The sequence below is a fragment of the Pseudomonas sp. LP_7_YM genome (genome assembly GCF_004364435.1).
Lineage (GTDB): Bacteria > Pseudomonadota > Gammaproteobacteria > Pseudomonadales > Pseudomonadaceae > Aquipseudomonas.
Genome location: NZ_SOCT01000007.1, coordinates 189,304 through 216,066, shown reverse-complemented (window position 1 = coordinate 216,066; position 26,763 = coordinate 189,304). Strand labels below are relative to the sequence as shown.

Below are 26,763 nucleotides of genomic sequence, written 5' to 3'. Positions count from 1 at the left end.
GGGTGTCGCCCCACGTTGCACCCACCCGCACGCTCATTGCGCTAATGGGCGCCTCCATTTTCAAAGGAAAAAATCATGAAGATTGCATGTCTTGGGTGGGGATCGTTGATCTGGAAGCCGGGTGTGCTGCCGGTCGCTTCGCACTGGTTTAATGATGGTCCGGAACTTCCGATCGAGTTTTCCCGGGTAGGTGATGGGGGCGAGCTGGCAACAGCGATTTGCCTGAATGCGCCTGCGTGTCAGGTGCTGTGGGCGATGCTGGCGACAGAGTCTCTGGATGAAGCAGTGCGAGCGCTGCGCGTGCGCGAGCAAATCCCTGCGGAGCGCTCAGATGGCGTGGGCATTTTCACCATCAACAGTTCAACCGTCGGCCTGCTCGGAAAGTGGGCTGCGGATCGGCAGCTGGATGCAGTGATCTGGACTGCCCTGCCGCCTCGGTTTGACGACAACGAAGGGTTGATTCCGTCGCTGGATGATGTACTGGCCTACCTCATCTCGCTGGACGGTGACACGCTGGAACACGCCAAATCCTACATGGAACAGGTGCCTGAACAGATAGACACGCCTTATCGGCGCGAAATCAAAAAGCTAGGATGGGATTGACGCACAATGGGCAGGCCCCCTGAATGATGGTTAACGCTTTGGTATTTTTCGCGACGTTCCTGGGAATGGAGGGCTTCGCCTGGTTTGCCCATAAATATATGATGCACGGCTGGGGCTGGGGCTGGCATCGCTCCCATCACGAACCCGGAACCGGCTGGTTCGAGAAAAATGATCTGTACGCTGCGGTGTTCGCCGCGTTCGCGATCCTGCTGATTGCCCTCGGGACCCAAGGCGTGCATCCGTTAGAGTGGGTTGGCGCTGGCATGACGGCTTACGGAGTCGTGTATTTCCTGGTGCACGATGGGCTTGTGCACAAGCGCTGGCCGTTCAGGTTCGTGCCCAGGCACGGCTATCTCAAACGCCTTTATCAAGCTCACCGGATGCATCATGCCGTCTCTGGAAAAGAGCGTTGCGTCTCTTTCGGTTTTCTCTATGCCCCGTCCATCACTCGGCTTCGGGGTCAGCTGCGCGAACTGCATGGTGGGTCGCTGAACAACCGTGAAGGGGACGTTGCCACAGGTCAGCCGGGCGCGGCGGCCATTGACGACCACGGGAAATAACGGCGCGCCACAACCCGGCGAGCACCAGGCGAACCTTGTCGAGCTTCGAGGTCGAGACCCGGGTATCCCAGGCGTTTGCCCCGCGCTTGCTGACATTGATGCCGATTTCTCGGTACACACCGCTGGCCGTCGCCACCGCCCAGGCTGAGCGCCACGGCAATGCGGTCAAACCTGCCTGCGCGCTCGCGTAAAACGGCTCCGCCATGTTCACGAGTCGCCGGGCGAGCACGGCCAACGAGTCGCGATACTGAATCTGGTCAAGGCCCTGCTGCGGAATCGAGAACTCGGCCAGCCACGCGCGCGGCAGATAACAACGGCCTACGCTGGCGTCCTCGACGATGTCGCGGGCGATATTGGTCAGTTGAAAGCCCATTCCCAGGTCACAGGCGCGATCCAGTGTGCGCTCATCGCTTGCGCCCATGACCTGGGCCATCATCAGCCCGACCACGCCCGCAACGTGGTAGCAATAATCCAGCGTGTCTTCAATGGATTCGTAGCGCCGTTGCTGGACATCCATCGCAAAGCCGGACAGGTGCTCCAGCGCATAGGTCTCTTGAATCTGGTGCTCAATCACCACTTCACGAAACGCTGCGAATGCCTCGTTCTCAACCGCAAGCCCTGCATAGACTGCGTGAGTCTGCGCCACTAGTCCCGCAAGACGCTGATTGACCTCGTCCTGCCCGATGACCGTCGCCGAGTGCCCCGCTTCCTGCCCATCGATCACGTCGTCACAATGCCGACACCAGGCATAGAGCATCACCGCACTGCGGCGAGTGGCCGGGTCGAACAGACGCGAGGCCGCCGCAAAGCTTTTCGAGCCGACAGCAATGCTGCGGGTCGCGTGATCGAGCAACTGCTGATCGTTAACCCCGACTGCGCTCACTGGTGCAAATCCTCCACCATCAAGCCCGCCGTGGCTTTTGCCGAGCCAATGACACCCGGCACCCCGGCTCCCGGATGAGTGCCTGCGCCCACCAGATACAGGTTACTCAGATTCGCATCGCGGTTGTGCGGACGGAACCAGGCGCTTTGGGTGAGGATCGGTTCGAGAGAAAACGCCGACCCGAGATGGGCATTCAACTCACTGCGAAAATCGTCAGGCGTGAAAATGCGATTGGTCACCAGGTCATCGCGCAGGCCCGGTATGTAGTGTTTTTCCAGGTAGGCGAAAATTCGGTCTCGATAACGCGGCCCCTCTGTCGCCCAATCAATGGCTGCGTTGCCAAGGTGCGGCACCGGCGACAGCACGTAATGACTGGAGCAGCCGTCTGGCGCCAGGCTCGGATCGGTCACGCTAGGCGCATGCAGGTACAGGGAAAAGTCCTCGGCCAATGCCTGACCCTTGAAGATCTCCTGAATCAGCGCGCGATAGCGTGGCCCGAAGCACACCGTGTGATGCTGCAATTGCGGCTGCGGGCGCTTGAGACCAAAGTGAATGACGAACAGCGAGTTGCTGAAGCGCTTGCCTTTGAGCCGGGCGCTTTCCTGCACGCCCCTTGGGTGCCCGCCGAGTAATTTGGCGTAGGTATGCACCACATCGGCATTTGAAGCGACGCTGTCGGCCAGGAGTTGCCGACCGCCCGCCAGACGTACCCCTGTGGCTTTGCCGGCCTCAACCTCGATGCTGGCGACATCTGCATTGAGTTCAAAACGACCGCCAATGTCTTCGAACAGTTTGACCAGCGCATTGACCAGCGCGCCCGTCCCCCCTTTGGGAAACCAAACCCCCCACTCTCGCTCCAGGGCATGGATCAAGGTGTAGATCGAGGATGTCGAGAACGGATTTCCGCCCACCAGCAATGAGTGAAAGGAAAACGCCTGGCGCAGCTTATCGTCTTCAATGAACCGCGAAACCATCGAATAGACACTGCGCCAGGCCTGCAGACGAGCGAGCTGCGGGCCGGCCTGGATCATGTCGCGAAACGACAGAAAAGGCACAGCCCCCAGCTTCAGATAACCCTCGCGAAACACCGCTTTCGAGTAGGCCAGGAATCGTTGGTAGCCTGCGACGTCGCTTGGGTTGAACGTGGCGATCTGACGATCCAGAGACGCCTGATCATTGGCGTAATCGAAGCGCGAACCGTCTTCCCAGCACAGCTGGTAGAACGGCGACACCGGCAGCAGCTCGACATAGTCGCGCATCGACTTGCCCGCAGCCGTGAATAGCTCCTCGATGGCGGTGGGGTCGGTAATAACCGTTGGCCCCGCATCAAACGTGAACCCCTGGTCCTGATACACGTAAGCGCGGCCACCGGGCTTGTCACGCTTTTCCAGCAACGTCGTCTGGATGCCTGCGGCCTGGAGCCTGATGGCCAGCGCCAGCCCGCCAAACCCTGCGCCAATCACAATGGCTTTTTTCGCGTCAGTCATTCTTGGTTCTCGTAATGTCCAGGCAGGTAACGGAGCATGGCACGAAGGGCCTCGTTGACCGGCACCGGCGGCTTGCCCGAGACCACGCGCAGCTTGTCTGCAAGGTTGCTGTCGCCGGCATAAAAGCGGCTGATCAGCCCATCGGACAACCCATAGAATCGCTGCATGACCTGCCAGCGATTCCGGGGTCGCCCTGCCAGAAACAGCATGCGGTTGAGCAGGCGATAGAAGCGTTGGCCGCGCCATGCCTGATGAGCAAACTCACGCATGCCTTGCGCCAATGAGTCGGCACGAAGATCCTTTTGCAGCGCAATCCAGTCAGCCAGACGCACGGCATGGGGCAATGAATACCCGGTGGTGCAGTGGAACAAACCGGCGCGCAGTCCTGAACGGGGCTGTCCCGGCGCTTCGTTCCAGAATTCGGCAAAATCGCCTGCAAGGGTGATCGGCAACACGCCCTCTTCTTCGCGCAAACAGGCAGTGACAGCCCATCCCTGTTCATGCACGTACTCGCTGATATGGGTGCGTAGCTGCTCGGCAGAGAGCGCGTGATGATCCACGTAATGAGTGTCTTCAACCAGGACGGTGTCCGCTGAAAACGGCAGAATGTAGACGAAGCGATAACCCTCCCCTTGTGCCACCCGCGCATCCATGATGATCGGGCCGTCCAGCCCATGCGGTGCCTGTAGCTGCAACACTTGGCCCAGAAACGCCTGATGTCCCAGCACCAGATGCTTGCTGTCCCTGATGCCACGGCCGTCGATAACGGCATCGGCTTCAAGGCGCTCGCCACTGGTCAGCACTACCGAGCGCGGGTTGACCTGCGCGATGGATTGCCCTGTACGCAAGTCATTACCCAGCGCCGGCGTGATGATTTGCGCGAAGCGTTCGCAGGTAACGCTGGCGTAACCTGAGGTGAGTCGACGCGAACGGTCCGGGAAATGCACGTCATAGCAAGGCCATCTGTGCACCACCAGCGGGCTGAGCCATTGGTGCTGCGCTGCGCTCAGGTCGCCATCGTGAAACGACCAGGTGTGGTTGCCTCCGATAATCGACTGCTCTTCAACACACAGAACCCGCAACTTGGGTCTCAGCTGTTTGAGTCGCCAGGCAATCAGCCCGTTGGCCAGGCCGCCACCGGCGAGAATCAGGTCGTATTTCATGAGACGTCACTCGCCACTACCGGCTCGCCCGTGCGCACGACCCTTTCAACAATGTCCGCAGCGCGCCGGGTTCCACCGGCCTGCTCCAGCGCTGCGGCGAGTCGATGCAGGGGCTCAAGCGGAAATTTCAGCAGGTGCGCCAGTGCGTCGTGGATCTGTCCAGCCCCGGCCCGGCGGCTCAACTTCAGCCCCACGCCCGCATGGCTGACCCGCGCGGCGACACCGGGCTGATCGAAACCAATCGGCATGACCAGCATCGGCGTTCGGGCCTGGATCGCATCCATCACGGTATTGAGGCCGCCGTGAGTCACCACCGCATCGGCGTTTGCGAGTGCCCACTGCTGGGGCGCGAAATCCGTGACCCACGTCGCCCCCTTGCGCTTGAGTTCGGCTTCCTGCGTCACATTGAGTCCGCCGCAGTGCGCTACCAGCAATTGCGCTTTCAAGCGTATGCATGCCTTGGCCACCTGACGAAAGATGCCCATGCGTCCACCCTGCAACGTACCCAGGCTGGCAAACACGAACGGGCGCTCAGGATCGAGGGCCAACTCGCCCTCTACAGACTGCGTCGGCGTGCGCAACGGGCCTACTGCATGAAAGGTGGCTGGCAAGCGAGTCCGCGGCAGGTCGAACCCTTCAACGGTCTGACTGATCTGCGCGTAGGGCGACAGACATTGATCAAGCCCATCACGCGGCTCGAGGGCGAACTGCCGACACGCCTCACGGATAACCTCGCGCTGTGGGCGCATCAGCCAGTCGTACACCTGCTGGCTGCCTTCATACATTCTTAGGCTGCGCGCGTCCTGGCTGTACGCAAATGGCATCACGGCCAGCGGAACCCCAGGCTCGCGGTTGACCGGGAGTGCGCAGGCTACGGAAATGAATGGCAGGCCCATGGCTTGTGCTACCAAACCGCCGGCGGCTTCCATTTGATCGCAGAGCAACGCATCGACCCCTCTTTGGTTCAGCGCAGCTGGCAGTTCGCTGCAGAGCATCTGAGTGGTCGCACACAAATCACGGATCACGCCACGCAAGCGCAAGGGGTTGTTCGAACAGGCAGCCCGCTGCAACGATAGCTCAAGGCTGCCGGGCGGATGACTCAGGGCGCCGAGGGCGTGAAACCCGATGCGCGGGTCCGTCAACCAGCGCCGGGCATCGGCCTGTTGAAAAAAGGTAACGTGGTGACCGCGCTCGATCAGCTCTGATGCCAGTGCATGAAATGCCTGGAAATGGCTATAAAAAGCAGGGGCAACGACGCCGAAATGACTCATGGGCGGGTCAGGAGTGACGGTTCGGTGGACAACAGACGCGCCTTTCGCAATGCGGCGAGATCAGCCGAACCGGTGCAGAAGCAGGCAATCCGCAATTGTCTGATCACCACGTCGAAATGCTCGATGACAGCGGCCGTCGACAGCGTCGCATCACGCAGCACGCCTGCTGCCTGTCCCACCAGGTCGGCTCCCAGACAGATAGCCTTGGCCGCGTCGACGCCGTTACGGATGCCGCCGGAAGCGATCAGGGTCACGTCAGGAAGCGCCTGGCGAACCATCTTGAGACTGGTCGCCGTGGGGATGCCCCAGTTCCTGAACGCCATAGCCACTTCGCGGTCGCCGGGACGTACCGCGCGCTCGGCCTCGACCGCCGCCCAGCTTGTGCCGCCCAGGCCTGCGACGTCGATCACCTGCACCCCTGCCTGTACCAGCGCCAGCGCAACCTGTGACGATATCCCGGCTCCGACTTCTTTTACGATAACCGGCACCCCGACCGTCTCAACCGTACGCCGTATGGCCTCCAGTACTCCGCGCCAATTCCTGTCACCGCCTGGCTGCACGGCTTCCTGCAGGGGATTGAGATGGATGATCAGCGCATCAGCCTGCAGCGAGTCCACCGAGCGACGCGCGAGGTCCAGACCGTCATGCTCCAACAGTTGAGCGGCGCCGATATTGCCCAGCAGCGGCACATCAGGCGCCAGACGACGCAACTCGCGGGTCAACCCCTGGTCATTGCCGCTCCTGAGGCCTACCCGTTGCGAACCGACGCCCATGGCAATGCCCAGCGCTTGAGCCGCTTCAGCCAGGTGGCGGTTGATGGCAGACGAGCGGTCCACGCCGCCGGTCATGGAGCTGATCAGCAATGGGGCGTGCAGTGACTTGCCGGCCAGAGCACTTCGAAGATCGACCGCGTCCAGGTCCAGCTCAGGTAAGGCACAGTGCTCGAACTGCAGCGCATCGAACCCGGTTGCAGCACCCTGACCGCCTGCACGCCTGTCCAACACGATATTCAGGTGATCGTCCTTGCGTCGACTCAGATCGCTTTCACTCATTACAAGCCCCAGATTGCTTGAATCATTTCATGCCGAGCGTGGTCATTTAGCTGAGCAAAGTTGTACAACTATGGCAATCAACACAGCTTTTGTACAAGATTGCTGAGGCTGAGGCACCAGACATACGGAGTCGTTCCACGTTTCTGGCGTCTGCAAGCTCAAAGGACAGGGTCGAACCGCTCAATCGTCACAGAGGTAACAACACCGATGACAATGGACTCAGACGCCACCATCAACGACGGATACAAAGAGCGTCTTGAACAGGTGCGCGCTTGCATCGAAAAGCGTCTGGATGAGTTGTTGCCGGAAAGTGGCAACGAGCGGGATCTGGTCGCATTGGCGATGCGCGAATCGACGCTGGCCCCCGGCAAACGCATGCGCCCTATTCTGCTGATGCTTACTGCCGAAGGGTTGGGACACGACGGCACCTGGGGATTGGACCTGGGCTGTGCTGTGGAAATGATTCATGCCGCATCGCTGGTGCTGGACGACATGCCGTGCATGGACAACGCCTCACTCAGGCGCGGTCGACCCACCGTGCATTTGAAGTTCGGCGAAGACATTGCGATCTTGACCGCCATCGCCTTGCTGAGCCGTGCATTCGGCGTGATTGCCGCGATCAGTGACCTGGCGCCCACCATCAGAACTCAGCTTGTCGAGGTGGCAGCCAATGCGGTGGGCATGCGCGGTCTGGTGCGCGGTCAGTTTCAGGACCTGCGTGACGGACAGCAATCGCGCCGCCCCGAAGAGATAGCCGTGACCAACAACCTCAAGACCGGCGTGTTATTCGGGGCCATCGTCGATATGGCGTGGCTGATCAGCAGCGCTGAGGACAGCGTCAGACCCATGCTGCAGACGTTTGCCATGGAGTTGGGGCAGGCATTCCAGATGTACGACGATTTACGCGACACCTGCCCTGGCAGCGAAAAGGATCAGGGCAAGGATGTCGGCAAATCCACATTCGTGTCGCTGTACGGCGAAGACAAAGTGAGGCAGCAACTGTTTGTCCACCTCTGCAATGCTGAACTGAGCCTTCGTCAGGTCTTCGGTGATTCGGGCCTGATCGCCGATTACATGAGAATGGTCTTCAAACAGGCAGCGCTTACGCACTGATCACGGATGCGCCTGATCAGCGATGGCTTGCTTGAGTTTCGAGCCATCGGTATAACGCGTTTCCTGTACCACCGCGCCGTTTTTCAGAGTCAGCCACTGAACGGACTCACGATCCCCCTGATAGCCACTTGCGACCCTGCCCTCGCGATCCAGCAGAATTCTGTATTTAGCGGAGCGCATGGCGGGCACCGCCACCACTTGTACCAATGAAGGCATCTTTTCGATATCCGCGACGTAAATCATATGTCGCGCTTCCAGATAGCCTGCAGGTGCATCCTCTACTGCTGCGTTGAGCAGTCTGGCTGCCGACATGCTACGTGCAACCAGCAGCACTTGTGCATCGTCATCAAGGGTGTAGGCCTTATCGTTCTGATCCAGCAGCGTCCACTTTTTTATAGGCTCAATCGCGTTATCAGCCCACGCACTAAAGCAGAGGAGGACACCGGTGACGAGAACTAAACGCCGCATTGTTCAAACCCCTTGATACAAAAAATTGAGGTGTATCTTATTCCAGCCACGCCCGTTGCGCTTGATCGACGTCAGTCATCCCCTCAGCCAGGTCCATGGCGAACGATCGAAGGCCTCCCGCTTTCGCAAGCCGGAAAAATCTTTGAACCATGTTTAATAGCCATCTGCCCTACTCACGCGCGGAATAACCGCCCCTATCGATCTCCAATAGCCTCCTCAATAAATGAAAAACTACTGATCGCTGCGTTCTGCTGTCCTGCCTGGCCATCAACGCCCAAGCCGCGGAAATCTCCGGCGCCCTGGGTGCCACGACTCAAGGCGGCCCGACCGCACGCATCTAGCTTGGCCTGCACTAAAGAGCCCAATGACGGAATCGAGTCCTACGCGCTGTTTTACAGCCACTCGAGCTAACGCTCATATGCCACAGGTGGCCGCCCTGGAGCAGCCACGTTCAATCTTCAAGTGCGCCGGCAGGCACGGTGCATTTATTCTGAGGCCACTGACACCACGGATATGACCGGCGGTCTGAAACCATCCATTTGAATACAGTTTTATTGCCAAGCCGTTAAACCGACTTCGCGCCCCGCCGATATCCCGGTGAGCGAACGCAAAAATCCGCTCTCATCCGAAGCAACCACGGGGAACATCATCGGCTATGACCAGATCATTGAAATTCAGCCACAAGATACTTCTAGCAGCCTCCCTCGTCGTTATTGCTGCGTTCACGCTATTTACGCTTTACAGCAACTACCTCCAACGAAATGCTACGACAACCCAGCTAAAAGAAAGCTTGAGAGAGACGAGCAAAGGCACCGCAGGCAACATTCAGAGCTGGCTGTCCGGCAAGATCCTGCTGGTAGAGAGCGCCGCGGAGGCTCTCGGGTCGGCGCCAACTGCCGATGGGCAAACCCTCGTACTTAAGCAAAAGACCCTGTTGGCCAACTTCATGACCCTTTCTCTGGGTCAGAGTGATGGCTCTTTCCTCACGCAGCCGCCTGATGAAATGCCGGCCGGCTATGACCCGCGCACCCGGCCCTGGTACAAGGGCGCGATCAGCGCCGCAAAGACCACGCTCACCGAACCCTATCTTGATGCCGTGACCAAAGGGCTGATCGTTACCATCGCAACCCCCGTCAAAAACGTCACCGGGCAGCAGGGCGTGGTGGGTGGCGATCTGAGTCTGGAAACACTTGTCAACATGATCAGTTCGCTGCGCGTACAAGGCGACGGCTACGCGTTTCTGGTCGACGCCAGTGGCCGTATTCTGGTGCACCCGGACACTTCGCTGGTGATGAAAACCCTGGCCGAGGTCTATCCAACCGACACCCCCAAGCTCTCCAGGGACATCAGTGAAAGTACGCTGGCTGGCAAAACCCAGATCCTCACCTTCGCCCAGGTCGATGGTCTGCCCTCCGTCAACTGGTACGTCGGTGTGGCGGTAGACAAGGCCAAAGCCTACGGAATGCTGAGTCAATTCCGCAACTCGGCCATCATCGCGACCATTATTGCCGTGGTGTTGATCATTATTCTGCTCGGCATGCTCCTGAGCTTCCTGATGCGCCCTTTGAACCTGATGGGCAAAGCCATGCACGATATCGCTGCAGGTGAAGGCGACCTGACCAAGCGCCTGGAGATTCAGAGCCAGGACGAGTTCGGCTATCTCGGCAATGGCTTCAACCTGTTCGTCGAACGCATTCACCAATCGATGCGTGAAGTCGCCTCCTCCACCGTGCAGCTCAACGAAGTCGCGCTCAGGGTCGTGAGTGCCTCCAACTCATCGATGCTCAACTCGGACCAGCAGGCCAACCGTACAAACAGCGTGGCGGCTGCGATCAACCAATTGGGCGCAGCCGCTCAGGAGATCGCACAAAACGCCGCCCGTGCCTCCGGTCATTCCAGCGATGCGCGCAGTCTCGCTTTTGACGGGCAGGAAGTGGTCGGGCTGAACATTCAGGCCATGAACCGTTTGTCCACCCGGATCAGCGGCGCGAGTGAACAGATCGAACAGCTGAATACCAAAACGGCGAACATCGGCCAGATTCTTGAAGTGATCACGGGCATTTCCCAGCAGACCAATCTGCTGGCGCTCAACGCGGCTATTGAAGCAGCCCGTGCGGGTGAAGCGGGACGCGGCTTTGCCGTGGTTGCGGATGAAGTGCGCAGTCTGGCCCATCGTACGCAGGAGTCGGCAAGCCAGGTGCAAAGAATGATCGAAGAGCTGCAGTTGGGTGCCCGCGAAGCGGTGGCGATCATGAACGAGAGCCAGCGCGAAAGTAACGAAAGCGTGAGCATCGCCAACCGCGCAGGTGGCAGCCTGGAAAGCGTTACGGCACGCATCGGCGAGATCGACGGGATGAATCAGTCCGTTGCAACCGCGACCGAGGAGCAGACCGCGGTCGTTGAAGCCATCAATATGGACATCACCGAGATCAACACACTGAACCAGGAGGGCGTGGAAAACCTGCAGGCGACCTTGCGTGCCTGTACCGACCTGGAACAACAATCCTCGCGTTTAAAGCAGCTGGTGGGCAGCTTCCGCATCTAGCCATGCGACGCCGCGCGATATTAACGCGGTGCAAAATCGCAGAGCAGCCTGGCGCCCAAAGCGGCGAAAGGCTGCTTTGGGCGGGCGTGCAAACTGCAGTGTGTTACTGCAACCGAGCGGCTACCTGCCAGCGCTGTCGCTCATGAAGCTCAACTGTGCTGATAATTGCCGACGAACTGCATTTAATACTTGGAATCTGGAGGCCCCCACCCTGTCGTATAAAAAATGCCTAAGGAAGACAGAGTATGGATTCGATCATCGTTGTTGAGGACGAGCAGCTGATTCTCGAGCTGGTGGTCGACGTGCTGGAGATGTACGGGTACAAAGTTCGCCCCTTTCACGATGCGGACGAGGCCTGGTGCTTCATTCGAGATTGCAACTACCCACCGCGCCTGCTGATCACGGATCTGAACATGCCCGGAAAGATAGACGGTGTGGAACTGATCAGGCGTGTTCTGGACGTTCAGCCGCAGATGCCGGTCATTGTTGCCTCGGGTTTTCACTCCGCCTCGGAAGACATTGCTGATCAGAGCGTGTTCTGGCTGCCCAAGCCGTTCAACATTGATCAGCTGCATTCGATATGCATCAAGCTTGCACCTTTGCATTGAAAACCGTTTCCTATGGCCTCAATGAAAAGGCCGAGCCATTTGAAATGGCCGGGCTCATTGGCCAGCCGGTGCACCTGCACAACAACCAGGCCGGCCTGGAACCCTGGCGATCTCAGCGATTTATCAGCACGGTTATTCGGACTCATCCTGTACACCGCGTTTGAGCAAATACGTGTCCATGATCCAGCCATTCGCCTCACGAGCGGCATTGCGCACGCGCTCGATCTCGTCGGCAACTTCACTTAACTTCCCCGAAATCAAAATCTCATCGGGCGTCCCCAGGTAGGCCCCCCAAAAGATCTCGACAGCCTGATCAGCCAGCGCCTTGTAGGCATTTTCAGCGTCCAGCATCACCACCAGACTGTCGACATTATCTGGAAAGCCTCGAGCAAGTCGTCTACCCGTGGTGATCTCGACCGAGTGGCCAATATTGTTAAGGGGCACTTTATGTTGTGCCGTCAGTGCCTGAACGCTGGTAATGCCGGGAATGACCTCGTACTCAATGACGTGCTGACCGGCCTTGATAATCGCGTTGAGTATGCGAATGGTGCTGTCATAGAGCGACGGATCACCCCAGACCAGAAAAGCGCCACAATCTCCGTCATCGAGTTCTTCAGCAATCAACCGCTCGAAGACGTGCTGCTTTTCGGCGTTCAGGTTGTCCACTGCTTTTAAATAGCCAAGCCCTTCTCCTTGCCGCTCAGGCGTGGTCGCTTCAACGATCCGGTAATTGCGGTCAGTGATGTAGCGCTTGCAGATTTCCCGGCGCAGGTGGTTGAGCTTTTCCTTGCTCACGCCTTTGTCCATGAGGAAGAACACATCCACCCGATTCAGTGCCTTGACTGCCTGCACGGTGATGTACTCGGGATTCCCTGCGCCGATACCGATGACCAGGATTTTTTTCATCGGAGCACTCCGGGCGATTGGGGTGGATGAATCATATCCAAATGCTTCTACCGGGGACTTACCGAAAAACCATATGGATGCTTAAACTGCGCTTTCCCATGGGCTAAGAGACTGCTGTTCGTCTGGAACGAGGAAGGAAACGCCGTACATTACACTGCGTGATCATCCATACCGCAAACCCAACGTGATGCAAGGGCATAAATGATTAATCTCTCTGTAGCAGCACTTTTCGCGGGCGCTTGTCTGGCGCTTACACTGACGCCGGGCCCTGATATGTTACTGATCGCTTCCCGGAGCATAAGCCAGGGCCGGGCCTCGGGTTTCGTTTCTCTGGCAGGTATTCAGGCAGGCACCTACTGTCACGCCTTCGCTGCTGCTTTGGGGCTTTCACAATTGTTGATCAATGTCCCTGCTGCATACGACGCCGTCCGGTTTGCCGGTGCTGCGTATCTGGCATTCCTTGCCTGGAAAGCATTCAACGCCACTGCCTCTGCTCTGCAAGCCGATGCAACCCTCGCGTCTACGCCTTTGCCGAGTATTTTCAAGCAGGGAGTGATAACCAATCTGCTGAACCCAAAAATGGCACTTTTTGTCCTGTCGCTGTTTCCGCAGTTTGTTGATCCCGCGAAAGGTTCGATAGTCGCTCAGATGCTTGTATTTGCGACCATCTTGAACTTCATCGGCTTGCTCGTGAATGGATCGGTGATTCTGTTAGCGAGCAAAATAGGGATCACGCTGGCTGCCAACGCTCGGATTGCCAAGCGCCTGAATCAAGTATTGGGGGCGGTGTTCGTTGGATTGGCTTGCCGCATGGCACTGGTGTCCGGGAGATGAGTGGTCAGGCTACGGGGTGTTTGCCACCCCGTCTGCCGTAAACGTCTTACCGGCCATTGAAATGATCAAGAGCGCGCATGGCCATAAGGCAGCAACCCGGTAATCATCCGCCGTATATACGCTATGCCTGATTCCCTACCGGCTTTGGCCCTGCCTGAGCGACCAGCGTCTTAAGCGCCGATTTGCCGTCCCAGCTTTTTCTCATACAGCTCTAGAAAGTAAGCCCAATGCGCATCGCTCCACGGCGAATGCCTGCGAAGCTGGGGGATATCGTGACGCGCGGCATTTAACGCTGTCTTTCTTGGCCGCGATTTTTCCAGGTCCAATAACGCCAGACTGAATTGACTGCCATCCTCGGCGTTCCCGGAATTGATAAAGATGTGCTTGGATCGCATGCAGCCATGCTGTTGACGGGCGTGATGCATCTTCGCGAGCAAGACTGCCAGGTTCTGCAGAATAGCCAGATGATCTTGTTCGGTCAGTTGTGCCGCTGCTTGCTCGGCATACCACGTATCCAGGTCCTGATATCCCTGCAATTCATGGGTGACCAGCAGACCGTGCCAGGTGCCGCCGATTTTACGTGCACCGAAATAGATAGGTTTAGGTGCCAATACCCCTAGCTGATCCAGTCGCGAAAGCGCTGCACCTTCACGTAGAACGGTGGGTCTGCCCATGGGGTAGCGAAGACTACGGAACGTATGCCCGGTCTGACGTTTTACGTAAACAGTGACGCCATCATGAGTGACTCTCTGAACGCCACTCATGCCTTTACGACGATAGTTTGGCTCCTCAACCCAAGGCCCTTCGGTATTCCACCAACGGTCAAAATCTTCGTCGGTCACGCGCTTCATGTTAGTCCAGCCTTATATAAAACAAATATTGATGCAAACTTCGAACCTTGCCGGGACAACGCCCCACAAAAATTGATTTTCGCAGCCACGAATTTTGAACGTACTTTCAGCAGCGCGCCCCAGCCTCATTGAGCACTCGGTGCATCGCAAATCAAACAGGGGGCTGGCAATTACCCGCTGCTTGAGGGGCGCCGCCCAATTGGAGCGCTGGCGATTGAACCTCAAATCATCCCGCCCTGCACGCTTAATTACTCATTAGTCTCGCCATAAGATGGGGCAATCCTGACAGTTGAAGCATGGGTACGCGCTCCAAGACCTGTGAGCACAATACAATAACCCCAATTATCCTTACTCACTTAGTCCGACTAGCCCGGCTGGTTCCTGATGCAGGGGTTTCAGACAAGCTGCCGGTTACAACTTTCATCAAGTGGGCGGATGCGTAGTATCCGCGCAGGCCGATGCTGCCCGCCGCTCGCTCCCGAAGGGAAGGTGAAAGCATATTTTCCCCCATCCTGTCGCATCTCTCTTGATAGTCGAGGTTTGGCAACGCGAGCACCAGAACGCTTCGACTCAAGGAGAAGTAATGATTTCAATCCAGAAAGCCAAGCAGATGGCCAAGCACCTGCGTGTTTCATTGGGCAAGCACCATCAGGAGGTCTCCCACTCCACGGCACTCGAACTGGTCGCGCAACAGCTGGGCTATAAAGACTGGAACACCGCCTCAGCGATGCTTGCAGATGAAAGCGCTCTACCCGCCATTACATTCGATAAATCAATTCCGATCCTGCGTATCTTCGATGAGGCCAAAGCCTGCGAATTCTACGTTGATTTCCTGGGTTTCAAGGTCGAATTCGAGCATCGATTCGAACCGACGCTCCCCCTGTATCTAGGGGTCATGCGCAACGGGCTGCAGTTGCACTTATCCGAACACCACGGCGACGCGAGCCCAGGTTCAACGCTGTTTGTTCCGATGCAGAACATCGAAATGCTTCGCGATGAGTTACGCGAAAAACGCTACGGATACGGACGTCCCGATATTGTTCAGCAAGAATGGGGGCAAGTTCTGGAAGTTTACGATCCATTCGGCAATCGCATTCGCTTCTGCCAGAGCTGATTTTACCGAGCAGACGTATTGATGTGATTCGCCCGCCCTTGCTGCCTGAGCAATGGAACGCTCCCAGGCGACATCAAGGGTGGTCGAATAAGGGCAATGCCATTCGCAGGGAGCTTTCCGCGCGCGCCGATTGGCTGCATCGATGGGGTACTGCGTGAATCTTCAGCCGCTAACGCTGAAACGTCTGACCTAGGGCTTCCAGGCGCATGGCCAATGGAGGAAGTCGCTGACTGCTCTGCGCCAGCACGTCAACATTGCTCGCGGTACGCTCGGCAATACCCTGCAAGGCGCGCAATTGCTCGGCGATCTCTGCGCTCGCAGCTGATTGCTCGGTTGTAGTTGCGGCAATCAGCCCGTTGATCTGATCGATATGCTGGATGTCTTCGCCGACCGCATGCAGGGCTTGTGAGGCGAGCTGACTGTTTTCGACGCAACGGATGACGCTTTCGCGGCTATCGTGCATGGCTGTGGCGGCCTGGTGGCTGCCCTGCTGCAGATCCTGGATGATCGTTTGTATTTCCTGAGTCGACACCGCTGTACGCTGGGCCAGGTTACGAACCTCGTCGGCGACCACGGCAAACCCCCTGCCCTGCTCACCCGCGCGGGCGGCCTCGATGGCAGCGTTCAACGCCAATAAATTGGTCTGCTGCGCAATGCTGCCGATGACATCCAGCACTTTCCCGATCTGTTGGGCCTGACCGGCGAGCGCTTGCACCGTCACATCAGTGCCATTGATGCGTTCGGCCAACTGGGTAATTTCCTGGCGGGCACGATCAACGCTTTCACGGCCACGATTCACTTCGCTGCTGGCCTGGCCGGCGCGCTGCACGGCCTGATCCACCTGCTGGGCGATGTGCGCCATGGCATCTCCCATGCGCTGAATCGCAATACTCATGCGCGCCACTTCAGTCAGCTGGGTTTTGGCCCCGGATTCCAGGGTATCGCTGGCTTGCGCGAGCTGGTGACTGAGGTCTCCAAGGCCGGAGGTGTCGCGCACGACGCCGTCGACAAGCCCAGCGATCTGCCCAATAAACTGATCGAAGCGCTGCGCCAGGGAAACTGGCGGCGCTGCACTACCTTTGCCATGGGCGGACGAACTAAAAGCGGAAGCCGTGACGAGCATCTTGTCCAGCAAATCCTGGCTCTCGCGGGCATCGGCCTGATTTTGCACGCTCAAATACAACAGAATGGCACTCTCTGCGACCACATACAGCGCGTGCACGACGACCATGGTCCAGCCGCCATGCTGCTGCATTACGAATACAGGAAAGCCTTGAAGCTGAAGGATATGAAAGATCACATGGTGCAAGGCAATCGTAACGGCCGCCACGACGATGGTCAGCCAGTCGCGGTAAAAGGTAAGAATCGCCAGCAAGGCGAAGATGCCGAAGTGAATTTCAATCACGCCTTGGGCCTGATTGATGTGCAGTGCGGTCATCACCATCATGGCAGCGGCGATCAGACAACGCATCACGCGGCTTCCGCCAATGCTGCGATACGCCAGGGTCAATGCCAAGGTCGTGCCGCCCCCTATCACGATGGCCTGTATCCAGGTGTCGTGCCAGAAAGCCAGGCCCAAGGCATAGACCAGCAATAACCACAAGACGCCCAACATGATCCGATCAGCTTTGCGGTAATGGTCGGTAAACCGGGGTCGAGGCGACATAGATGCAATTTCCTTGTACAGATGCGGGGTGCATCAGGCGGCGCCTGGGTTCCAGACAGTAGATTATCGGCGGCTTTGAGCTGAGGTTTAACAGGTTTTACAGCGCGGACCCCATCCGGGATATGCAGACTTTGAATTTCATCCACTGCAACCTGCCGTGCAAATCAGCCAATCTAGCGGACAACAGGTGAATGAATCGTTCCCTTCCCAAGGTTGGCTCGGCGTCGTGTCGGGCGCAGGCTCGTTGGTAACTTGGCATCCGTCCGATGATGGGGAACCGAATCGTCAAATCAGGCTCACATCCTTTACAACGCCTGGACGGGCGGCTTTGCAGTACCACACGTCATGGAGGCATCGATGTCAGGCACGACCCTTTATCGCGGTATCATCCCGCCCTACATTCTCAAACACTTGATCGCCAATGGCAGCGAGCCACAGCGCGCCAAAGCCGAGGTGACCCTGCGTCACGTCAACAGTTTGCGCGGTAACCCCGGCCCACCCAAAGCTTCGGCGCAACAGGCTGCCGTTGCCAAAGGCGGCGTAAAAGGCCAATTGACGCGCAGCGTGTACGACGCTCATCACGGCACCCGGCTACCCGGTAAAAAAGTGCGGGCCGAAGGACAGCCAGCCAGCGCCGACCCGGCAGTTGACGAAGCTTATGACGCCCTTGGCGCTACCCATGATTTCTTCTGGAAGGTCTATGGCCGCGACTCCATCGACAACCATGGCTTGGCCCTGCTGGGCACGGTGCACTACGACAAGGACTACCAGAACGCCTTTTGGAATGGCGAGCAGATGGTCTTTGGTGACGGCGACGGCGAGATCTTCCAGCGCTTCACCCGCTCGCTGGATGTAGTGGCTCACGAGTTGACCCACGGTGTAACGGAAAGCGAAGCAGGCCTGGTTTATGCTCACCAGTCGGGGGCATTGAACGAGTCCATGTCGGATGTCTTTGGCGTCCTGACCAAACAGTACGTTAACAAGCAGACCGCCGAAGAAGCCGATTGGCTGGTGGGTGCTGAATTGCTCACCGATCAGGTCAAAGGCGTTGCCCTGCGCTCCATGAAGGCGCCGGGCACGGCGTACGATGACCCGGTACTGGGCAAGGATCCGCAGCCTGCAGACATGGCTCATTACATCCAGACCCAGGATGATAACGGCGGTGTGCATTTGAACTCCGGAATCCCCAACCGGGCGTTTTATCTGGCAGCGGTGGCCATCGGCGGAAATGCCTGGGAGCGCGCCGGACAGGTCTGGTACGACACGCTGTGCGACAAACAGCTAAGTAACGTTGCCGAGTTCAGTGACTTCGCCGCCTTGACCTTGAAAAATGCCAAAAGCCGTTTCAGCGCCGAACCCCATGTTGCCCAAGCGATCGAAAAGGCCTGGAAACAGGTGGGCGTCCAACCGAGGAAGTAGAGCAAATGAAAGAGCTTCCCGAACTGGGTGACAACGCGTTCGTGCGTCTGTCTCGCCAGGGCGGGGTCGCCGCCATGCCGGGGCTTGCCCGTCCGCGAGAAATCGAATTCGCCCAATGCGATCCCCAGCAGCGTACGCAGATCTGCTCGCTGCTGTCCGACTGCATGCCGTTGGTGGCAGACACCAATTCAGCCGGGCACGGCGACCAGCGTTTTTACCAGATCGAGTTGCATTACCGCATCCAGGATCGGGAAGAAAAGCAAATCCTCAAAGTCCCGGAGTGCAACGCCCCGAGCGGGTTGGTGCGGCTCTGGGATAAGGGGGAAGTACCTTGATGTGCACGCTCATCGGGAGCCGGTTGCCGCTACGCCCGCGACAACCGGCTTCGGCCTGCGAAGTCAGCGGCACCTTGCATACCTTCAGGCTGATACGAGGCAAAGCTCAAAGCAATCAGTCGCTCCCCTTTTACGCGTTGCGGCGCACCCAAGCGGGATAGCTTGACCCCATTGCGCAAGAAATAACGTTCCAGTGACTGCGTTGTTACCGCCACCACTGAATTTGCACCCATCAGCCAGGCACGGTGCAGGCTGTACCAAAACACCTGCATGGCAAGCCCGGGCGTGAGTTCGCCGCTGGCGGAAAAGCGGGAGATTTCCCAAATATTGCCATCCGCTGGCGGGTCGTTGTCGCATAAATAACCGAACACCTCGCCTAACAGATACGGCTCCCGTGTGGGCAACAATCGCGCACAACCCCGAACCTGAGCATGATCATCCACGGCAATGATGTGGTGTGTCCCTTCATGATCGAATTGGTCGAACTCGCGATCCGGCAACGGCGATGTGGACGTGACGTCCCAGCCCAGCCTTTGGATGAAGACCTGATGACGGTAGCAACCCAACGCATCGCGTAATGGGCCCGATAGCTCTGCATGGCGCTTGCAGACGACGTTTACCATCTTCCAGACCCTTATCGCTAAATCATTCCCAGGACAGCAGCGTAGGCAACTGCCAACGTTTTGTTGGGCGCCCTGAACTTCTTCTGGATGGCTTTGAGGTGGAAATTAACGGTGTTGATCGAAATGCTCAGGATCAACGCGATTTCGCCCGAACTCTTGCCGTCAGCCGTCCACTGCAGGATCTCTCGTTCACGCTGGCTGATGCCGATCTGCTGCGAGGTCAGCATCGGATGCTGCAATTCATGAAGGCGCTGTATGACGCCTTCAATCAGGCAATGCAGATGAGAGCTGATCCGGTCGCTCTCGATGACCGTGATTGCGTCATGCGCTCGGGCCACGGACAAAACGCTCAACGCATGATTGCTGGTACGCAGCGGAAACGTGGCGCCGACCCTGAGCCTGTGCTCACGAGCTTCTCCCCACAGGTTGCGACACGTATTGAACAGCTTGTCACCCCAGACAACCATCTTTCGTGAATGCAGACCGTTGAGAAATGCGGGATCAACTGCCGCGTATTGCTGCTCCCGGTAATGGTTTACCCAATCGTCGGGGTAGGAGCCGAGAATCTCGGTAGGAGGTCGGGTGAACGGAATGACGTGACGAATCGCACAGGCATAGTATTCAAAACCCAAGCGATGCACTTCACGCTCAAGCAGTTCGAAAACGCCACCGGTTTCGCGCTGCGAGAGTATTTCGTGATGCAAATCATCACTCCATACCCCCCACCCTGGTCCATTAGTCACGGCACAGCTCCCGGTTCAACAACTCCTTGAATCTAGCGCAGGACCGCTCTATGTCAATGGTTCCGTCAGATCAGCCGGCTTTTTTAAGCGTGCGCGCCTGATGAAGCGCATGACAACGCTCCATCAAGTCGACAGCTATGTCACATGCCGTCGCCGAAGGCGCCGTGCGTAATTGCAAGCGCTTGCAGGTGAAGGTGATGCCGGGGTCTTCAAGAACATGCTTCATGGCATTGAACATATCGTCCTCACCCAGCGGCGTGCGAAGACTCACGCCAGCACCCAGGCTCACGAGGCGTGCTGCGTTATCAAACTGATCATGGGCGACCGGCATCGCGACCTGCGCAATACCGCAAGCCAGCGCCAGACTCATGGCGCCGATCCCGGCGGGATGCACCAGCGCCGTGCACTGCGGAAGCAGGCTTGCCATGGGCACATACGCGCGTTGAAATATCGTCGGCGGCAGGTCGTCGAGGGCGCACGGTTACCGATCAGAAAGATGCCTCGCATGCCCAATTGCGCCAAGGTGCGTTGCGCAACCGTGTAAAAGTGCTCGTCAACATGCGTCGTCGATCCCTGGGTGAATACCACAGGCGCAGGACCTGCCTGCAAGAACGCCGTCAGCTCGGCATCCAGCGGCACGTCGCCGGCACCGTCGAACAGGGTAAAACCACTCATCGTCAAAGGTCTCGGCCAGTCCGGTTGAGGTTCGGCGAACCAGGCTGGAAACAGGCACAGCACACCCTCCGGCGAATGCAGCCACCGGCTGAAGACACGCTGCACGCTTCCTTTCAGGCCGACCCGATGACGCAAATGATTGATCGCCGGTGCGCATACCCTGTCGAGGCTGAGGTATTCGATCCCGCGCCACAATATTTGGCGCATGATCAGCGGAATGCCAGCCGGGACGTTAAATGTGGGATGAACGGGGGGCAAATGCGCCGACAGCAAGGTCGATGGCGATACCTGAACCGACAGATAAGGGATTGCATGACGCTCTTGGGCGATTCGTGCACCGAGCGCCCATAGCGATCCTACGACCAGGATGTCTTCGTGACGCCGGGAGACCACGTAGCCGATAGACCGGCTCAAGCATCTGAGCGATAGCGTGCCAAAGCCTGGGTAATGAGGTCTTCGGATCCCACAGCTTTGGGTCAGCCATGGCTTGCACGTAGGTTTGCTCATCGCACACCGGCACGAAGGGCAGCCCGTGCTGCTCAATGACCGATTGGAATACCGGCATGCTGCACAGCGTTACGCCGTGACCACGCTTGAGCAGCGTGCGACCCAGCCCAATGAACGGGTACACATCACCCGCCGAGCCGATTGCAATCAGTACCACGTGCATGCCATATCCTCCTTGATATCTGTCTGTGGGATTACGCGTAACACGCCTTCGCCGACTCTTCGTGGCCGACCAAAAGCTGATCGAGCAACGCCCGATGCACGCGTTCAGCTGCCGTACGAGACTCCAGATCCAGAAAATGCCCGACGCCTTCCAGACTCGAAAAGCTGCAGTTTCTGAGGTGTCGCCGGAAACCTCGGGCATCCTGGACCGTGGTGTATTCGTCCCACAGTCCGTTGATGAAATGAACGTGGCTGTCGATCCGGTTCAGGCGATTGAGGTAATTTCCGTTGCCCAGCAACATCACCTGATTGATATGAAAGCGCGCCTGGCTGTACTCGGCGCTGGCCAACGACGCCATGTGTTGGTGATTGCTGGCCTTGAGCCTGGGTGGCAAGTGCTTGCCAACCGTTTCGTTCAGCAAATGACCTATGGCGGACTTGTCATCCAGATCAATCAGCTGTTGGGCGCGCTGGACATACTCAAGCATGGCCCGATTGAGGCCAGGGGCAAAGGCCATGACCACCGAGCTTTCGATGGACGCAGGATTGTGGCTAAGTGCAAGCAGGCTCGATATCCCCCCCCATGACGCCGAAACCAGGTGATTAACATCAAAATGGTTGACCAGTTCCAGCAGGATCTGAATCTCGTCGTCCTTGGTCACCAGCATCTGCGACGGGTTGTGTTGGCGCGAGCGACCGGCGAACGGCAGGTCGAACATGACAACATTGAAATATTGCGACAGACAACGGCTGGTGCGTGCGAATGAAGCCGTGGTGGACATCGCACCATTGACCAGCAGTACCGTCTTCCTGCGCGGATCATTGCCGATTCGTTCGACGTAGATGGCGTACTTTTTAAACACCTGCCCGATGACAACATTGTCGTGGCGCATTCTCACCTCCAGCACTGCATTCCTTTACGCGTATAGAGACCCTTAGCTTCCGTTCATGGGGAGGCTGTGAGCTTGGGGAGGTCTTATTCTTGTAGGAAGACAGGGCTTGCTCGCAGCGACATTCATCTGCGCTACGCCTGCCGAGGGTGTGATTCTCAAAGCTTGAGTGTGTATAAACAACTACCTGATCTGGTAGGGAGGAGTCTTTAGTTACGAGCCGAGCGCCTGCGCAGGACGCAAAATACCAAGCTTTACTTAGTAAAATAAACGGACCGGTACTTTTTTGGTATGCAGGTTATCTGAGCAGTTGCATCCAATCCATTGTGAAGCCAGCTTCTATTTGGCGCTGGAACAGCTGATTTTTTTTATCGTGGCGTTGCAAGCGAACTTTTTTGACCAAGTTATCCTGATTCAAAAGCTGCGGAAATTCCGAGAGAGTCAATGCCAGGTATGAATCGCGAGGAACGCTAAGTAAGTCGAGACAAACCCATTCCCTTCTTGTCCAAAAACAGTCGCACAGCCCTCAATGGCGCTTGAGCACGTTTATGAATCCTGGTGAAACCGTCACTTATCTGAAGCAACACAGCCTGTAATTGGCCCATGACAAGGAGTTAAGAATGGACAGGATGCATCCATCCGAGCAGCGAACGGTCATCAAACTGCCGTTAACCATACTTGCAGCGGTGGCTATCGCCGGTTGCGCAGGTAACAACAGCGTGTCCAATGTGAACGCTCCTGGCGCGCCTGAGAAGGCCTCTACCAAGGCCCTTGAAGTCGGGGCCGACATGCTCCAGTCCCGCCCGCCAATCGATGCGCTGAATGCCTATCTGGACGGCTTCCATTTCTACAATGGCCACCTCCACTCGCAGATGGAGGCTCACCACTATTGTTCGATTTTGAATGAAGAGGTCATCCAGTGCGTCATCTACGACGGTAACGTCAAGGATGCCAAGCTGATGGGGGTTGAATACATCATTAGCGAGCCGTTGTTCGCCAAGCTTCCGCCCACAGAGAAGGCTCTTTGGCACAGTCATGTGCATGAGGTGAAATCAGGCCAGCTCATCGCTCCAGGGATTCCTGAGCCAGCCGAGCATGCACTCATGGACAAGCTTGTGCATACCTATGGCAAGACGTGGCACACCTGGCACACCGACCTTGATAAAGATCTGCCGCTGGGTGTACCGCAACTGATGATGGGGTTCACCGCCGATGGCCAGGTGGATGCCACATTGGTTCAGAAACGCGATAAACGATTCGGCATCGACAGCGCCGAAAAGGAAAAAAACCGGGCTGACATCCCCACACCGACCGTGGATAACGGCGCCGATGCCTGGAGCAAAGGGAATACATTTCAGATCAAGGATCCCACGGGCAGTCATACCCACTAGTCGTATCCCGCAAGCAATGACCTGTCAGGCTGCCCGCTGAAACGCATGGGAACTTGCGGTTCAGCCTGTCCGTCTGCTGTAACTGGGCACGCACGTGAGCGAGACGATGGACGCTCCGCCAACCCCTCGCCAAAGGACAGCAATGCAATGACACGACCCGATGGTGATATGCACAGTCAGGAATTCAGCAGCAGGTCATACCCGATCCAGGAGGATATGGCGCAGCAACGCAAAGCATGGCGCTTCGAGCGCATCGGCTGGGTAGGCCTGATTCTGCTCATCGGGCTGACACTTGCCGGATTATTCTCCAAGGGGCCATTGAGCCAGGTGGAACCCGCCACCGCAGATGGAAGACTGCAAGTGAAGTATGAGCGTTTCAGCCGCAACGGTGCTCAGGATGACCTGATCATCACGTCCAAAGGCGCTGCATATGAAATCCTTTATCTGGTGCTGGGAAGCGAACTTCTTGAAGGTGTTTCTATCGAGGGCCTCAATCCCCAGCCTGAACCGCTTCGCAGTGAGGGCCGTGATCTGGTCATTCCGATGAAGGCGGACAGAAACGGTCTAGCGACCTTGTATCTGACTGTTCGCAGCAATGGCGTGGGGCTTTACCGAGGGTCAATGCATTTGATCGGCGGCGAAAACCTGCCAGTGCCCAAGTTTATCTATCCATAGACGGAGTAACTTATGGATGCCGTGCTTCGAGCCGCAGCGATGTACTTTGTATTGATGGTCTTGTTTCGTATTGCAGGGCGCCGCTCCCTCACCGAGCTGACAACGTTCGACTTCGTGCTATTGCTGATTATTGGTGAGGCGACCCAGCAGGCTCTGCTCGGAGATGATTTCTCGGTAACCAACGCGGTGCTTATCATTGCCACGCTTATTGCTATCGACGTCGGCTTTTCGCTGGCCAAGCAGCGGTCAAAGCGTCTGGCAAAGTTCCTGGATGGTGGCCCGACTGTTGTTGTAGAGAACGGCAAGCCATTGATACATCGCATGAAGCAAGCCCGCATCACTGAGGCAGATGTCATGGAGGCTGCGCGTTCTACCCAAGGGGTCCTGGAGATGAAGGACATCAAATACGCGATCATGGAAAGAAACGGGGCAATCTCGATTATTACCGGACAGTAAGAGACTTCTCGATGCGCTCGCATCTTACTAACCATCACAAAAGGTGAATAAAGCTGTCACAGCATGGAACTGGAGTCACAGGCCTGCCACACACCTGTGACTCTCCCCCCAAAAGGCCATGGCCATGCGTGTCTCCCATTACAACTCGACTCCAGGCACGTCCATCGGCCCGGGAGAAATCGCACCTGAGCATTCACAAGCCCAGTCGGCGTCGACCAAAAACCTCGCGTCTGCTAACAACTCGATCCATTTTGGCAATGGCGAGTCAAGCGGTGGTGCCCCACCTCAAGCCGCCAACGATATCACCAAGACCTCAACACTGGCCCCCCTCGGTAAGCTGCTGAGCCGACTGTTCACGGCAAAAGCCGAGAGCCCGAACGGTCCCGAGTCGGTGCAAAAAGCACAGGTGTCGAAAGAACAGAAGCCTGCGGGTGAAGTAGCGGCCGACAGCGCGAAGACGCCAGTCAACGCAACGCCCGCCGTCCAGCAAGGACCGAGCCCTGAGCAGCAACAAGCGATCGATGGTGAGTCCACCGACATTCCCTCGCCCGATGAAAAGGCGCCTCCCGGTTTCGACGTGAAGAAGATCAACGAGCTCAACGGCGGCCTGCTGGGCAAATTGGGCAATAACCAGGAGGTGAAGAAGGACGATAAAAGTGTCGGCAACCTGCGCGATGTGTTGGCCAAGGACCCCAATGTGCATGGCGACATCGACAACGACCCTGACGCCGCTTGGCGGGCCTACAAGGTGCTGACTGCGGTCAAAAATGAAAAAAATCCGGATGACTCCGACAAACCGACCGACTTCCGTCATAACGGCAGCATCGGTGGCTATACCAAAGGCAGTTGGGGAGATGCGGCCGGCGGATCGGAAGCCGGTACCCTGCAGGACTACCTGGTCAAAGGCCGTACCCCCTCCAGGCGCGAAGACCAGCGCGACCCGCATTGCGGCAGTAACGGCGGCGGCACCAACGGCCTGCAGACCTTTGGCAACATGGTCAAATATGGCTTCGAAGACTTCGGCAAGATGATCGTCGACAGCGCCAAGAAAGTCGGTAAAGCCTTCTCTGATCTGGGTCACGACATTGCTAATGGCTTTAATCACTTCGGCCAGATGGTCAAGCACGGGTTCGAAGGCATTGGCGACTGGATCCGGGGTGACAATGAAGCCAAGGAAAAAGAGTGGGCCGAGGCCCGGGATAACGGTTCCAAACTGGGCGACGACATCAAGGACGGCTTCAAACAGCTGGGTACCATCGGCGAAGAACTTGGCCCACTGCTGCTCAACGCAATCCCCGGCGTCGGTACCGAGTTGTCCGTTGCCGTGACGGCGGCCAAGTTTGGCGCCGAGATGGCCTTGAAGGCTGGCTTGAAGGCAGGGACCAAGGAGTTTGTCGACATGGCCCTCAAGGAAGGCACCAAAGAACTGGCCAAAGGTACCGCGAAAGCGGCCGGTAAGGCGGAAGCCAAAGCAGCCGGCGAGCAGGTGTATGAGGACATCACCGGTGAGAAGCCCAGCGACACTGCCAAGGACGTGGCCGGGGATGCGAAGGACAGGATCGAGCCCGTTGCAGGCGAGATGAAGAAGGACGTCAGGTCCGTGGCCTGACGCCTGAGCAGTGCCCGGTCGATGGAACAGAAGCCGTTCGCGCCGGATCAGGACCATTCGCAGCTCCACGCCTCAACTCCGAACAGCAACTGACGAAGATGACCCAGGCTTTACCGGGGCCGCTGGATGCTTAACGTCAACGTCCAGTCCTGTC

General features: G+C 57.5%; 27 protein-coding genes and 2 pseudogenes. 14 read left to right on the top strand and 15 right to left on the bottom strand.

The features are described 5' to 3' along the window. The first annotated feature begins 75 nt into the window (after positions 1 to 75). Both EC915_RS17795 and EC915_RS17790 read left to right on the top strand, forming a co-directional pair. Positions 76 to 603: a hypothetical protein gene (locus EC915_RS17795; protein ID WP_256658768.1), complete on the top strand. Its 528-nt coding sequence runs from the start codon at positions 76 to 78 to the stop codon at positions 601 to 603. Positions 604 to 626: 23 nt separating this feature from the next. Next, positions 627 to 1,163 (top strand): sterol desaturase family protein, encoded by a 537-nt coding sequence (locus EC915_RS17790; protein WP_133751831.1) that lies wholly within the window; start codon positions 627 to 629, stop codon positions 1,161 to 1,163. On the opposite strand, the gene EC915_RS17785 is transcribed toward EC915_RS17790, so the two are convergent. Genes EC915_RS17785 through fni form a run of 5 tightly spaced genes read right to left on the bottom strand, consistent with a single transcriptional unit; the run spans position 1,048 to position 7,019 of the window. Further along, on the bottom strand, positions 1,048 to 2,046 hold the full coding sequence (locus EC915_RS17785; protein ID WP_133751830.1) for a phytoene/squalene synthase family protein: 999 nt from the start codon (positions 2,044 to 2,046) through the stop codon (positions 1,048 to 1,050). The genes EC915_RS17790 and EC915_RS17785 overlap by 116 nt on opposite strands. Continuing rightward, entirely contained in the window at positions 2,043 to 3,533 is a 1,491-nt protein-coding gene (locus tag EC915_RS17780; protein ID WP_133751829.1) for a phytoene desaturase, read from the bottom strand. Before EC915_RS17780 ends, EC915_RS17785 begins: the two co-directional genes overlap by 4 nt. Continuing rightward, on the bottom strand, positions 3,530 to 4,696 hold the full coding sequence (gene crtY / locus EC915_RS17775; protein WP_133751828.1) for a lycopene beta-cyclase CrtY: 1,167 nt from the start codon (positions 4,694 to 4,696) through the stop codon (positions 3,530 to 3,532). Before crtY ends, EC915_RS17780 begins: the two co-directional genes overlap by 4 nt. After that, entirely contained in the window at positions 4,693 to 5,967 is a 1,275-nt protein-coding gene (locus tag EC915_RS17770) for a glycosyltransferase (protein WP_133751827.1), read from the bottom strand. Before EC915_RS17770 ends, crtY begins: the two co-directional genes overlap by 4 nt. Continuing rightward, positions 5,964 to 7,019: a type 2 isopentenyl-diphosphate Delta-isomerase gene (gene fni / locus EC915_RS17765; protein WP_133751826.1), complete on the bottom strand. Its 1,056-nt coding sequence runs from the start codon at positions 7,017 to 7,019 to the stop codon at positions 5,964 to 5,966. The genes EC915_RS17770 and fni overlap by 4 nt, the downstream gene beginning before the upstream one ends. 207 nt (positions 7,020 to 7,226) lie before the next feature. On the opposite strand from fni, the gene EC915_RS17760 reads away from it, so the two are divergent. Then, a complete protein-coding gene (locus EC915_RS17760) occupies positions 7,227 to 8,132 on the top strand; it encodes a polyprenyl synthetase family protein (RefSeq protein ID WP_256658767.1) in 906 nt (301 codons plus the stop codon). On the opposite strand, the gene EC915_RS17755 is transcribed toward EC915_RS17760, so the two are convergent. After that, positions 8,133 to 8,600, bottom strand: coding sequence for a hypothetical protein (locus EC915_RS17755; protein ID WP_133751825.1), 468 nt, complete (start codon positions 8,598 to 8,600; stop codon positions 8,133 to 8,135). A 655-nt stretch (positions 8,601 to 9,255) separates the two neighbouring features. Between EC915_RS17755 and EC915_RS25680 the strand changes: the two are divergent. From EC915_RS25680 to EC915_RS17745, 3 genes and pseudogenes are all read left to right on the top strand, one after another. Continuing rightward, positions 9,256 to 10,290, top strand: a pseudogene (locus EC915_RS25680) (cache domain-containing protein); the annotation flags it as partial. Positions 10,291 to 10,305: 15 nt separating this feature from the next. Next, positions 10,306 to 11,145 carry a methyl-accepting chemotaxis protein gene (locus EC915_RS25675; protein ID WP_372237920.1) on the top strand — a complete coding sequence of 280 codons (840 nt, stop codon included), beginning with the start codon at positions 10,306 to 10,308 and terminating at the stop codon, positions 11,143 to 11,145. A gap of 245 nt (positions 11,146 to 11,390) precedes the next feature. Further along, positions 11,391 to 11,753 (top strand): response regulator, encoded by a 363-nt coding sequence (locus tag EC915_RS17745; protein WP_133751823.1) that lies wholly within the window; start codon positions 11,391 to 11,393, stop codon positions 11,751 to 11,753. Between the two features lie 132 nt (positions 11,754 to 11,885). On the opposite strand, the gene cobF is transcribed toward EC915_RS17745, so the two are convergent. Beyond that, positions 11,886 to 12,659, bottom strand: coding sequence for a precorrin-6A synthase (deacetylating) (cobF, locus tag EC915_RS17740; protein ID WP_133751822.1), 774 nt, complete (start codon positions 12,657 to 12,659; stop codon positions 11,886 to 11,888). Positions 12,660 to 12,860: 201 nt separating this feature from the next. Between cobF and EC915_RS17735 the strand changes: the two genes are divergently transcribed. Next, a complete protein-coding gene (locus EC915_RS17735; RefSeq protein ID WP_133751821.1) occupies positions 12,861 to 13,493 on the top strand; it encodes a LysE family translocator in 633 nt (210 codons plus the stop codon). Positions 13,494 to 13,663: 170 nt separating this feature from the next. On the opposite strand, the gene EC915_RS17730 is transcribed toward EC915_RS17735, so the two are convergent. After that, a complete protein-coding gene (locus tag EC915_RS17730; protein ID WP_133751820.1) occupies positions 13,664 to 14,344 on the bottom strand; it encodes a lipopolysaccharide kinase InaA family protein in 681 nt (226 codons plus the stop codon). A gap of 583 nt (positions 14,345 to 14,927) precedes the next feature. On the opposite strand from EC915_RS17730, the gene EC915_RS17725 reads away from it, so the two are divergent. Beyond that, complete coding sequence (locus tag EC915_RS17725; protein WP_133751819.1) at positions 14,928 to 15,458, top strand: glyoxalase superfamily protein; 531 nt, start codon at positions 14,928 to 14,930, stop codon at positions 15,456 to 15,458. Positions 15,459 to 15,627: 169 nt separating this feature from the next. Here EC915_RS17725 and EC915_RS17720 read toward each other — a convergent pair whose 3' ends face one another. Next, entirely contained in the window at positions 15,628 to 17,124 is a 1,497-nt protein-coding gene (locus EC915_RS17720; RefSeq protein WP_133751818.1) for a methyl-accepting chemotaxis protein, read from the bottom strand. 357 nt (positions 17,125 to 17,481) lie between these two features. Here EC915_RS17720 and EC915_RS17715 point away from each other — a divergent pair, with 357 nt between their 5' ends. Next, positions 17,482 to 18,543, top strand: coding sequence for a M4 family metallopeptidase (locus EC915_RS17715; protein WP_133751817.1), 1,062 nt, complete (start codon positions 17,482 to 17,484; stop codon positions 18,541 to 18,543). Positions 18,544 to 18,548: 5 nt separating this feature from the next. Beyond that, positions 18,549 to 18,878, top strand: coding sequence for a protealysin inhibitor emfourin (locus tag EC915_RS17710; protein ID WP_133751816.1), 330 nt, complete (start codon positions 18,549 to 18,551; stop codon positions 18,876 to 18,878). 29 nt (positions 18,879 to 18,907) lie between these two features. Here the strand turns inward: EC915_RS17710 and EC915_RS17705 are convergent, their stop codons facing one another. The 6 genes and pseudogenes from EC915_RS17705 to EC915_RS17690 all read right to left on the bottom strand — a co-directional run bounded on the left by EC915_RS17705 (position 18,908) and on the right by EC915_RS17690 (position 22,481). Beyond that, complete coding sequence (locus EC915_RS17705; RefSeq protein WP_133751815.1) at positions 18,908 to 19,501, bottom strand: acyl-homoserine-lactone synthase; 594 nt, start codon at positions 19,499 to 19,501, stop codon at positions 18,908 to 18,910. A gap of 17 nt (positions 19,502 to 19,518) precedes the next feature. Beyond that, positions 19,519 to 20,205: an autoinducer binding domain-containing protein gene (locus EC915_RS17700; RefSeq protein WP_256658766.1), complete on the bottom strand. Its 687-nt coding sequence runs from the start codon at positions 20,203 to 20,205 to the stop codon at positions 19,519 to 19,521. A 109-nt stretch (positions 20,206 to 20,314) separates the two neighbouring features. Continuing rightward, on the bottom strand, positions 20,315 to 20,671 hold the full coding sequence (locus EC915_RS25335; protein ID WP_256658765.1) for a glycosyltransferase: 357 nt from the start codon (positions 20,669 to 20,671) through the stop codon (positions 20,315 to 20,317). Then, a complete protein-coding gene (locus EC915_RS25330; RefSeq protein ID WP_256658772.1) occupies positions 20,611 to 21,333 on the bottom strand; it encodes a hypothetical protein in 723 nt (240 codons plus the stop codon). The genes EC915_RS25335 and EC915_RS25330 overlap by 61 nt, the downstream gene beginning before the upstream one ends. Before the next feature lie 19 nt (positions 21,334 to 21,352). Next, positions 21,353 to 21,589: pseudogene (locus tag EC915_RS25325) on the bottom strand (glycosyltransferase); the annotation flags it as partial. A 31-nt stretch (positions 21,590 to 21,620) separates the two neighbouring features. Then, complete coding sequence (locus EC915_RS17690; protein ID WP_133751813.1) at positions 21,621 to 22,481, bottom strand: alpha/beta fold hydrolase; 861 nt, start codon at positions 22,479 to 22,481, stop codon at positions 21,621 to 21,623. Between the two features lie 626 nt (positions 22,482 to 23,107). Here EC915_RS17690 and EC915_RS17685 point away from each other — a divergent pair. The 4 genes from EC915_RS17685 to EC915_RS17670 all read left to right on the top strand — a co-directional run bounded on the left by EC915_RS17685 (position 23,108) and on the right by EC915_RS17670 (position 26,609). Then, positions 23,108 to 23,869, top strand: coding sequence for an OBAP family protein (locus EC915_RS17685; protein WP_256658771.1), 762 nt, complete (start codon positions 23,108 to 23,110; stop codon positions 23,867 to 23,869). A 147-nt stretch (positions 23,870 to 24,016) separates the two neighbouring features. Then, positions 24,017 to 24,544 carry a hypothetical protein gene (locus EC915_RS17680; protein ID WP_256658764.1) on the top strand — a complete coding sequence of 176 codons (528 nt, stop codon included), beginning with the start codon at positions 24,017 to 24,019 and terminating at the stop codon, positions 24,542 to 24,544. Between the two features lie 12 nt (positions 24,545 to 24,556). Then, a complete protein-coding gene (locus tag EC915_RS17675; protein ID WP_133751811.1) occupies positions 24,557 to 25,000 on the top strand; it encodes a DUF421 domain-containing protein in 444 nt (147 codons plus the stop codon). 124 nt (positions 25,001 to 25,124) lie between these two features. Next, the gene (locus EC915_RS17670) at positions 25,125 to 26,609 is read left to right on the top strand and encodes a hypothetical protein (RefSeq protein WP_133751810.1); all 1,485 of its coding nucleotides are present in this window, start codon (positions 25,125 to 25,127) and stop codon (positions 26,607 to 26,609) included. Positions 26,610 to 26,763: the final 154 nt, after the last annotated feature.